This is a genomic window from Microcoleus sp. PH2017_12_PCY_D_A (assembly GCF_020738565.1).
Lineage (GTDB): Bacteria > Cyanobacteriota > Cyanobacteriia > Cyanobacteriales > Microcoleaceae > Microcoleus.
The window spans coordinates 1-9,611 of sequence record NZ_JAEQCI010000226.1 but is presented as its reverse complement, the minus strand read 5'-3'; the positions used below and the strand labels follow the sequence as shown (position 1 = coordinate 9,611).

The following is a 9,611-nucleotide window of genomic DNA, read 5'->3' as shown; positions in this document are numbered from 1 at the left end:
GTCTTTTATCTCTATCGAATCTTTAGAAAAATGGTATAATCTAGGGTGCGCAATGAGCACCTTACTATTTGATAAGTTGTACGCCATATCTGTAGGGTGTGCAATGAGCAACTTACGACTGTTTGATAAGTTGTATGCCATATCTGTAGGGTGCGCAATGCGCACCTTACGACTAATCTAGGGTGCGCAATGCGCACCTTACGAGATTATCTAATACTCGGCTTCCTATTCCTAAGATTCCGCGCTCCGGGAACTTTCCGACTGGGACGGCGCTGGTTTAAACTGCTTGCACTTCGAGCATTCAAAGCATCAGCAGAACCTGTCAAACCCAAATCTTCCAAAATTTCAAGAGCCGCCCTTTGTCCAGTTTCGCAACCGCCTTCCATGTAACCTTGATTTTCCAGGGAAGTGTGTTCGCCGGCAAAATATAAATTGCCAACTCGTTCGCCTTCTACGCCATACATTTGCGTCCACTGTCCGACTAAATAGCAGGAATAAGAACCTTTGAAAAAACGTTCTCCCGGCCAAAAAGCTCGCACAGCTTTGCCTGTTCTCAGGTTTCTTGCACCGGGAAACACTCTTTCAAATTGGTTCAAAAATCTTTGTGCTTGGTCTTCGGGAGTTCCCGCACCGATCGCCAAACCCTGCTTTCCTCCTGTAAAATCAGTAACTAAACCGTTAGCAGTAGGAGCGAAAGGCGTAGATTCCCAGCTATTTTGGAATCCTAAATCGGTAAACACAGAAGCAGTAGATCGATAAAGTTCCCGCCAAATTCGGCTGCGGTAGCCCGTAACTAACTTAGAATTAGTACCGTAGCCCAACTGCTCGATCGCCCGCAGCTTTGGTTGCGGCAAAGGTACGTTAATTCTAACGTCTCGCAGAGTGCTGAAGGGCAAAGTTAACAAAACTCGCTCGTAAGTGCGATCGATCGCGCTTTGTCCCGATCGCAAATTTACCCGATAGCGGCCGTCAGGTAACAGCGTAATCGCTTCCAAAACCGTCCCTGTCTCGATCGAACCAGACAATCTATCCGCTAAACGGTTGATAATTTGACTGTTACCGCCGTCAATTTGATAGCGCTCGTCACTGTTGCCGTACAATTGAAAACTGTCAGCTTCAGTACCGATTAAAAACAGCAGATTCAACGCCGACTGTTCCTCGGGATCTCTGCCGAATTCAGTCGTGTAAGCAACGCGCAGCAACTGCCGGACAATCGCGCTAGTATTACCTTGGTCTAGATATTCAGCGATCGAAAGATTATCCAATCTTTCCGCAGCTTCCGTAAAATCTTGATAGCTAAATTCATCTCCAATTGTCCCCAAATCAGCATTGATTTTACTGGCTAGCGGCGCAAAATCTGCGATTATTTGTGCAAGAGAAAATCGGCGCCCTTGAAAGAAAAAAGTATCCTTTACCAGTCCCCGCTGCGCCTCAACTAAGTCTCTCGCCTGCAAACCCAATTCCGTCGCCAGGGAAATCAAAGTAGTATGGCCGGTGTCAATAAATTCTCCTCCCACATCCGCATAAATTTGCGTTCCAGCCACCTTGGGCAGGGTGCGAATCCTCCCCCCCACGCGGTTAGTTGCCTCAATGATATCGGCACGCACGCCCCCTTGCCACAGGCGATAGGCCGCCGTCAAACCTGCAATTCCCGCACCGACGACCAAAATGGGCGATCGTCCGCGCTGCTGAGCAAAAGCTCCCTCCCGGGTAAAAGTCGCAGCAGCGACAGCCCCCGCCGCAGCTAAACCCCCATGCAGCAACCCGCGCCGAGATATGGGAAAATTGGAAGTGCGATCGTCCAGCATCCCCAGCAATTCATCAGCCGGAATGCCCGTTTCCCTTGACTTTTGGGCAATACTCGCAGCGCGGCGCAGTATTGCCATCAGTGCAGATTTAGCCATAATTGAGACGCCCTCACAAAAAAATTGATGTAAACTGGATTTTCGATCGAATTTGATTATGCACTTTCCAGATTAAAGTACAGAGAGATTTTTTTAATAATGCTAACCCTCAGAACACTGTTCGACCGCAAATTTTATCTCGAAAACAACCCAGATGTAGCCGTAGCAGTCGCCAGAGGCACAGTATCGACCCCTTTCGATCACTACCAAAAAATTGGTCAATTTGAAAATCGCGATCCCAATGCTCTGTTTGATGCCGGCTATTATTTAGACACAAATTCAGATGTAGCAGTATCAGCGGAAAAAAATCAATTTTCCGGCGCCCAGCACTTTATTAAATTCGGTCAATTTGAACGGCGCAACCCCAACCCTTTCTTCGATGTGGGTTTTTATCTCACCAGCAACCCGGATGTGCAAACAGCAGTCCAAACCAATCAATTTAGCGCCTTTGAACACTACTTGAAAATCGGTCAATTTGAAAATCGCAAAGCCAGCATTTTTTTCGATCCTAGCTTTTATCTAGAAAGATATCCGGCGATCGGAGCAGCAGTCAGCAGCGGGGCCGTCAAAAGTGCGATCGACCATTACATTCAATTCGGCCAACAAGAAGGACTGTTGAGCACACTCCCCGATCCCGCCGACGATTTAAGCGCAGCCCAAAATCTGGGAATTCTCACAGACAGTCTCATTGACAACGATTTTTTGAGTGCTACCAAACCCACGGATATTTACAGTTTCATCCTGAATACTCCCAGTCTTTTCAGTGCAACAGTTGACGGTTTGAGTGCAGATGTCGATGTAGAATTAATTCAGGATATCAACGGCAACGGCTCAGTTGGATTAGACGATATTATTGCTTCATCTAATAATTTAGGTACGGCTTCAGAAAGAATTGTCAGTAATGGGGCATTGCCTGCGGGGACTTATTTCGTCCGCGTTTCTCAATTTCAAGGCGATACAGATTACAATTTGAGATTGTTATCCGCTCCTGCTCCCACGCCACTTTTATGATAGGGTAGTTTGCGGTTGAAGGGAACCGGAGATGAAGGTAGAAGGCAGAATTAAAGAAAAAATTATGATTCAATAATTTTGCTTGTTTTTCAGGTGTATCGTCTCCATTTGAGCGCTGATATTATTGTTTGTTTTTAGCCTTTTTAGACGAAGAAGGAAGGACTAAAGTCCTCACTACAAGCCTAATTGTATGTTTTACGAAGAAGGAAGGACTAAAGTCCTCACTACAAGCCTAATTGTATGTTTTTGAGTGGACTCGATTTTAAAACAAACAATTATCTTGTTCCTTCTTCCTTTTTCCTTCTTTACGATGTTTTAATTGTTAGTTGTTGGGCCGGCCGGGAGAGGGCATGGATTGAATTGGTGTCGGAGGCCAATTAGAGCGACTTCTGCTGAGAGTAGCCGACACCAAAGCATAGCCCAAAACGGCAGGAAGGACGATCGCACTCAAAAACACGATCGCCGCCGCCCATGTCATCGCATTCGACATCGGCCCGTAATGAGTGCGGTAAGGGTCAAAAGCTGGTAAATTAGACCTCGGGGCGTCCCTCAGCGCGATCGGACGTTTGAACCGCACCCGCCTGTCATCGAGCTTTTCGAGCAAAACCCAGCCAACCTCCGCCTCTTCCCGACACAGCTTGTGAAAAATCGCCGGATTGCGAAACAAATCGCTGCTAGCACGGACAATCTTGTACTCCCAAACTGTCAAATCATCAGGATTGCGATCGGATTTCGGATTGCCGTTGGCGATCGCATTTTCAGGCGCAGTAAAATTATCTTCTTGAGATTCGTGCCGAGTCAAAACTTCCTCCTCCTCATCGCATTTTTGCCCCGCAGCCAATTGCTCGCGGCTCACCAAGACACCCAGAATCGCAGCCTCTAACCCGAGACTGCCAACCATCAAACTCCAAATCGTAATTTCAGTCATAAAAGGAGTTAAAAGTTAAAAATTAAAAACTAAAAAGACTCGCTTTTAACTTTCAATCTTTAATTTTAAAATAGCCTTCCACCACACAATCTTCACCCACGGCGCGCCAAGAAACCCGCTCTAAAGTCAAAGCATCAGTCATTGCTGAAAAACCCAAATTTCCCACAGGAGTTGGAGCACCTTGGCCGCCGACAATTTTAGGAGCAATAAAAGCCATAATTTTCTGCACTGCACCTTCAGCAATTGCCGAAGCCGCCAAAGTGCCGCCACACTCCCACAGTACAGACAGAAAAGATCGATCGTACAAATAAGCCATCACATTAGTCGGTGTCAGCGGCGACAACTCCACAACTTCCACCCCTTTTCCAATCAAAAATTCCTGAAATTCCGGGTTAACCCCAGGCTCAGTCAGCACCAAAGTAGCCGCCGAGGAGGTTTCCCACAGCCAAGCCGACTTCGGCAAATCCAGAGTACGGCTCATCACCACCCGCAGGGGATTGTTTCTGTCAGGCTGGTGGCTTGTCAGTTTGGGATTGTCTAGACGCACCGTATTTCCCCCAACAATCACCGCATCGCAGCCGACGCGCACCCGATGCACTTCGCTCCGAGCCTCGGAGCCTGTCACCCAAGCGCTGTGACCGGTAGTTGTAGCAATTTTACCGTCCAAAGTCATCGCATATTTCAAAATTCCGAAAGGCTGGCGGTACAAAATCCGGTGTACGAAAGCCTCGTTGAGTTTCTGACAAGCTTCCCCTTCCACTCCCGCCACCACTTCAATCCCGGCTTTTCGCAACCGATCGAGCCCCGTGCCAGCTACCAATGGATTCGGATCGACCATCCCAGCCACTACTTTTGCCACCTTGGCCTTAATTAAAGCCTCTGAGCAGGGAGGAGTCCGCCCGTAGTGGTTGCAGGGCTCCAGGTTCACGTAAACCGTCGCTCCTTCGGCTTTTTCCCCAGCTTCCCGGAGCGCAAACACTTCGGCGTGAGGTTGGCCGGCGCCGGGATGGAACCCTTCGCCGACAATTTTGCCGTCTCGGACAACTACGGAACCGACGAGGGGGTTGGGTGCGGTTTTGCCGAGGGCGCGGCGGGCCAATTCTATGCAGCGGCGCATCATGGCTCGATCGAACTCTTGAATTTCGCTGTTGTCCAGTTGTTTTGTACTTTGCTGCTGTCGATTAGCTAAGCTGGCGATCGGTTTAGCGTCCGCCTCAAAAGTTTCCATAAGATTTTGGTATGATATCTATCCCTGAGTGTACTGACTTTAATGCTAATTTTAGCTGCCAGCCGACGATCGATTGTTGAGGCAAACTGTACGGTATCAGGAGTGAAAGGCGATTTAGGGCGATCGACCCCCACACCTCCGAAAAAATTCCTCTAACATAAAGAAACCAGAACAGGCGCTTGAGAAAAAACAATGAGTCAGGACATGAAGCGGGAATTTGCCAGCCGCGACGAATTAATAGCCTACGTGCGCGAACAATTTCCCGAAGCCGCCGCCCGAGATAGCAACGTACCCCCAACCGCAGGCGGGCGCAAAGCAGCCGAGACAGCGCTGAAACAAGTCGATCCCAGCAAATACGCATCAAGCCGCAACTTTCTTAACGGCGCAGTAACGCGGTTGTCGCCTTATTTGCGCTACGGCGTTTTGAGTCTTGCCGAAGTTCGGGATGCCGTGCTCTCGAAAGTTCAGCATCCAGAAGATGCCGTGAAACTAATCAACGAGTTGGGCTGGCGGGATTATTGGCAGCGACTGTACGCCGAATTGGGCAAAGGGATTTGGCAAGACCGCGAACCATATAAAACTGGTTATACTGCTAAAGATTACAGCGAAACTCTGCCGGAGGATGTCGTCGAAGGCACGACTGGTAATGTTTGCATTGACAGTTTCAGCCGCGAGTTGCGGGAAACAGGTTATCTGCACAACCACCAGCGGATGTGGATGGCAGCTTATCTGGTACACTGGCGCCGCGTGCGCTGGCAAGCCGGAGCTCGCTGGTTTTTGCAACATTTGCTAGATGGAGATCCCGCAAGCAACAATCTTTCTTGGCAGTGGGTAGCGAGCACTTTTAGTCACAAGGCTTATTTTTTTAATCGGGAAAATCTGGAACGTTACACTAAGAGGGTTTATTGTCGCGATTGTCCTCTGTACGGACAGTGCGATTTTGAGGGAAGTTACGAATATTTGGAGAGCAAGTTGTTTCCCAAGGGCGAAAAGGTCGATCGCACGGGCGGTTCCAAGAGTTGGCAGCGCCCTCAGAAAAAAAGGAAAAATTAAGCAAGTTTGCCAACGTATTCTACATGATGTTTGATAAAGGTTTGTAGTGAGGACTTCAGTCCTCTCAAAATGCTGCGGACTGAAGTCCTCACTACAAACCAAATTACTAATTACTAATTTATGAACAATTCGATTATTTGGCTGCACGGCGACTGTTTGAGTCCACAAGGCCCAGCTTTTCAAGCGCACCCAGAAGCACCAGCAATCTGGGTTTGGGACGACGCACTGATCGATGAATGGCAGTTGAGTCTCAAACGCATGGTGTTTATTTACGAATGTTTGCTAGAGTTGCCGGTAGTTATTCGGCGCGGCGATGTGGCGGCGGAAGTTATCGCTTTTGCTCAAGAATCCGGTGCGAATCAAGTGGTGACTGCCGAAAGTCCCAGTCCGCGGTTTGAGGATATTTGCCGGGACATTAAGCGCTCTATCCCTGTAGAAGTTTTGTCACCTGAAGCTTTTGTCCGCTACGATGGCTACATTGATTTGAAGCGGTTTTCCCGCTACTGGCGCGTTGCCGAAAAATATGTTTTTTAATCGGGCATTGGGAATGGGGCATTGGGAATGGGGCATTGGTAATTGCTAACTAATTGAGCAAATCTCCCCATCTCCCCTTCTTCCCTTCTTCCTTCTTCCTTCTTCCTTCTTCCTTCTTCCTTCTTCCTTCTTCCTTCTTCCTTCTTCCTTCTTCCTTCTTCCTTCTTCCTTCTTCCTTCTTCCCTCAAGTCGCCTTCAAACGCTGCAACAGCCATTCAAATCTAGATTGAGCCAAATCTGGATTTTCGACGCTTTGCCCGATCGCGCGCTCGTCGTCCGGGTCTTGATATATTAAATAATCAGTATCTTCGCCGAAACGCCTGACAGTACCTCGCAGTCTCGACGACAGAAATTTAGTAATCGCCCGATAAAACCGCAGGGAAAACAGCACGTCTTGCTCTAGTTTTTCAGTTAGCAGCCGCCTCGGAATTGACAGGATGAGGCATTCATCAATTGTCGTGACGCTAGCAGAAGGAAGCCTCCCGTCTACAAAAGACATTTCGCCCAACACTTCGCCGCAGATGATTTTTCCAATTTCTTTGTCGCCCAAAGATGATGCAGTAACGCTCAAAGTTCCATCCAGAACTATGTACAGCGCGTCTAAGGGTTTACCTTCGACGATGAGGGTGGTGCCGGGGGAGACTGTGGTGCGGGAGCCGTTGGCGAGCATCCAATCGATGTCGCGATCGCTCAATTCGCCTAATATAACTAGAACTTTGCTCATAAAGTCAGGTTTAGAAGAGATACTTTCTATTTGTTTACTTGTTTTAGTTGCGTGCTGTTATATCCTCATATACTGAGCGAAAGCGAAGGCTAAACTTTACTAAGACATTCAATTTTCCACAATTATTAATAATATTCAGTAATTTTGACACGCTCGAGCTACAACTGTTTGTGGGATCAATGATATTCTACATTACTTGTCCGGGACTGTGCAGGAGTCGATCGCCCTCACCCAACGGCCCCACTTTAGACCCCCGAATTCCCAAAACAGTTGTGAAACCTTGCTGGATATTCGTTTCGAGCCGGTGCGCCCTCACGCAGCCCGATTTTTCCACTGTGGCGCCGGGTGCAGCACCCTCAAGTACAGCATTTTGACAAACCTTCTGCTATCAAGGCGAGAGGATTCTTGCTTCACAGGGATTCCGACGAATTTACTTGCTTGAAAAACATCACAGGCCCTATGCCCTCCGTCGCTGTGTCCTCTAATTAGAACTAAAGCGAGCTGGAAGTAAATCTAAAAATCCAAAATCTAAAATCTAAAATCTAAAATCTCCTGACTGACTGATGAAGCTCGTGGTTTCGAGGTTGTTTGCAGTTGCTTTTTTAGATCGAAAGTGGTATAACCACCATCGAGCGTGAAATCTGCCCTAGGATTGATTTTTAGTCGCTCGAACTGTAAATTAAAATCAGTCGATCGACTAGCCTTCGGTTCTTGAATCTAATCACCAGAGAGAGTTGACTCTAAGAGGGTTAAGTGCCAATCTAGGAACAACACAACTCATATTTGTGTCATTTTTCAGCAAAGCTCTCGACAAGAGCCCTCAAACACTTACACTTTTAACACACGGTTCATTGAGGAGTGTCTTATGAATAGTCTATTTTCCAAGTCTACTTTTGCGTTAATAAATCTTGCAGCTTTAGCAGTTTGTTGCAGTACCATGTCAGCGAAAGCTGAAACTGGCAACTTGCCCGATATCGCTACAACCGCAAATGCGGCAGCTCAAAATATTGACCAAATTTCCTCGGGGGCGGCAACTTCAGCAGTGAAAGCTGATGCCGAAACAACAGCTAGCAATACAAAAATTGATTCTATCAGTTCGATCGAACTAACACCAGCGGCAGAGCCAGCAGCCTCCGCACCGACAGCCAATTCGGAAGCATCTGCGGCAGCACCGGCAGAATCCACAGCAGCAACATCGGAAATTGCTGTCCCAGCAACCGAGCAAAATACACCTACATCCATTGCTGCTGAAACCGAAAAATCGGAAGAAACAGCGAAAATTGCTGAGAAGAGCGTTGAAAATCAGCAAAAATCCCAGATTGTGGCCGAAAAGAGCGATCGACCTAATTCGGAACTGACAGCATCCAAGGAAGAAAAAGAAGTCAAAACAACACAAGAAGTGTTGAGCAACCCTGTCAGCACTTCCGCCTCAGCCCTGACGAACCAACCGAAAGTTGCCCAAAAACCAGAAACAGCAGAAAAACCTCAAATATTGGCTCAACCGGGCGGTACCACCGTCAGACCTGGCAGAGCTACTCGTTCCGGGCCCAGCTACATCGGTATTGGCGGTAACATCGGTTTTGGCGGAGATTCAGCCCTAGGCGACACTTCATTTGCGATTCTTAGCAAAATTGGTTTGACGAACAATTTCTCGGTGAGACCGAGTGTTTTGTTCCGCGACAACCTAACTGTTATAGTGCCCGTTACCTACGATTTTGTATCCCGAGAGGCCGTGGAAGTCAGCGATGATTTTGTGATTACCGCTGCTCCTTATTTAGGTGCTGGCGTAGCATTTTCTACCGGCGATGACGGTAATTTTGGCTTCCTGATTTCGGGAGGTGTAGATGTGCCACTGTCGAGCAATTTTACAGCCACAGCAGGACTGAATATTGGTTTTCTCGACGGAACTGACGTGGGATTGTTACTCGGTGTCGGCTATACCTTCCCGAATGTTGCGAGATAGTTTTGCTGTTTGAGCAAGCGCAGGACAATTAAATAAGTGCGGGGTTGGCTGTAGGAATACAGTCAACCTTTTTTGATGGTAGAAAATCAAAAGCAATCGAGGATATGGCAATTTGGAGGACACGGTAATGCCGTTTCCCTACCATCGGAAAACACAGTTCGTAGTGTGGACTAAAGTCCAATGGCACTGCTCAAGTGAGCAAAAAAAAATCTGTAAGGCAATATCTACATAGATAATTGCCTTACAAACCAAAATATCTCCCTCTA

General features: G+C 47.7%; 9 protein-coding genes. 4 read left to right on the top strand and 5 right to left on the bottom strand.

The window, feature by feature from the left end; genetic code table 11:
- Positions 1 to 206: 206 nt before the first annotated feature.
- Positions 207 to 1,904 carry an NAD(P)/FAD-dependent oxidoreductase gene (locus JGK39_RS32925; protein WP_293262589.1) on the bottom strand — a complete coding sequence of 566 codons (1,698 nt, stop codon included), beginning with the start codon at positions 1,902 to 1,904 and terminating at the stop codon, positions 207 to 209.
- Between the two features lie 99 nt (positions 1,905 to 2,003).
- On the opposite strand from JGK39_RS32925, the gene JGK39_RS32920 reads away from it, so the two are divergent.
- A complete protein-coding gene (locus JGK39_RS32920; RefSeq protein ID WP_293262586.1) occupies positions 2,004 to 2,915 on the top strand; it encodes a PPC domain-containing protein in 912 nt (303 codons plus the stop codon).
- A 322-nt stretch (positions 2,916 to 3,237) separates the two neighbouring features.
- Here JGK39_RS32920 and JGK39_RS32915 read toward each other — a convergent pair whose 3' ends face one another.
- Together JGK39_RS32915 and ribD are read right to left on the bottom strand one after the other, a co-directional pair.
- Positions 3,238 to 3,843, bottom strand: a complete 606-nt coding sequence (locus tag JGK39_RS32915; protein WP_293262512.1) for a hypothetical protein — start codon at positions 3,841 to 3,843, stop codon at positions 3,238 to 3,240.
- 52 nt (positions 3,844 to 3,895) lie between these two features.
- Positions 3,896 to 5,071, bottom strand: a complete 1,176-nt coding sequence (gene ribD, locus JGK39_RS32910; RefSeq protein ID WP_293298955.1) for a bifunctional diaminohydroxyphosphoribosylaminopyrimidine deaminase/5-amino-6-(5-phosphoribosylamino)uracil reductase RibD — start codon at positions 5,069 to 5,071, stop codon at positions 3,896 to 3,898.
- A 192-nt stretch (positions 5,072 to 5,263) separates the two neighbouring features.
- Here ribD and JGK39_RS32905 point away from each other — a divergent pair, with 192 nt between their 5' ends.
- Positions 5,264 to 6,124, top strand: coding sequence for an FAD-binding domain-containing protein (locus JGK39_RS32905; protein WP_293262517.1), 861 nt, complete (start codon positions 5,264 to 5,266; stop codon positions 6,122 to 6,124).
- Positions 6,125 to 6,244: 120 nt separating this feature from the next.
- Complete coding sequence (locus JGK39_RS32900; protein WP_293298958.1) at positions 6,245 to 6,658, top strand: hypothetical protein; 414 nt, start codon at positions 6,245 to 6,247, stop codon at positions 6,656 to 6,658.
- Here JGK39_RS32900 and JGK39_RS32895 read toward each other — a convergent pair.
- Together JGK39_RS32895 and JGK39_RS32890 are read right to left on the bottom strand one after the other, a co-directional pair.
- On the bottom strand, positions 6,655 to 6,873 hold the full coding sequence (locus tag JGK39_RS32895; protein WP_293322653.1) for a hypothetical protein: 219 nt from the start codon (positions 6,871 to 6,873) through the stop codon (positions 6,655 to 6,657). The two genes, JGK39_RS32900 and JGK39_RS32895, sit on opposite strands and share 4 nt — an antisense overlap.
- Positions 6,843 to 7,382: a cyclic nucleotide-binding domain-containing protein gene (locus tag JGK39_RS32890; RefSeq protein WP_293262526.1), complete on the bottom strand. Its 540-nt coding sequence runs from the start codon at positions 7,380 to 7,382 to the stop codon at positions 6,843 to 6,845. The genes JGK39_RS32895 and JGK39_RS32890 overlap by 31 nt, the downstream gene beginning before the upstream one ends.
- 865 nt (positions 7,383 to 8,247) lie before the next feature.
- Here JGK39_RS32890 and JGK39_RS32885 point away from each other — a divergent pair.
- Positions 8,248 to 9,345 (top strand): hypothetical protein, encoded by a 1,098-nt coding sequence (locus tag JGK39_RS32885; protein ID WP_293262529.1) that lies wholly within the window; start codon positions 8,248 to 8,250, stop codon positions 9,343 to 9,345.
- The last annotated feature ends 266 nt before the right edge of the window (positions 9,346 to 9,611 follow it).

Excerpts from the sequence above, each read along its gene's own strand:
- ribD (WP_293298955.1), bottom strand. The coding sequence starts at position 5,071 with ATGGAAACTTTTGAGGCGGACGCTAAACCGATCGCCAGCTTAGCTAAT.
- JGK39_RS32920 (WP_293262586.1), top strand. The coding sequence starts at position 2,004 with ATGCTAACCCTCAGAACACTGTTCGACCGCAAATTTTATCTCGAAAAC.
- JGK39_RS32900 (WP_293298958.1), top strand. The coding sequence starts at position 6,245 with ATGAACAATTCGATTATTTGGCTGCACGGCGACTGTTTGAGTCCACAA.
- JGK39_RS32895 (WP_293322653.1), bottom strand. The coding sequence starts at position 6,873 with ATGGCTGTTGCAGCGTTTGAAGGCGACTTGAGGGAAGAAGGAAGAAGG.
- JGK39_RS32905 (WP_293262517.1), top strand. The coding sequence starts at position 5,264 with ATGAGTCAGGACATGAAGCGGGAATTTGCCAGCCGCGACGAATTAATA.
- JGK39_RS32915 (WP_293262512.1), bottom strand. The coding sequence starts at position 3,843 with ATGACTGAAATTACGATTTGGAGTTTGATGGTTGGCAGTCTCGGGTTA.
- JGK39_RS32925 (WP_293262589.1), bottom strand. The coding sequence starts at position 1,904 with ATGGCTAAATCTGCACTGATGGCAATACTGCGCCGCGCTGCGAGTATT.
- JGK39_RS32885 (WP_293262529.1), top strand. The coding sequence starts at position 8,248 with ATGAATAGTCTATTTTCCAAGTCTACTTTTGCGTTAATAAATCTTGCA.
- JGK39_RS32890 (WP_293262526.1), bottom strand. The coding sequence starts at position 7,382 with ATGAGCAAAGTTCTAGTTATATTAGGCGAATTGAGCGATCGCGACATC.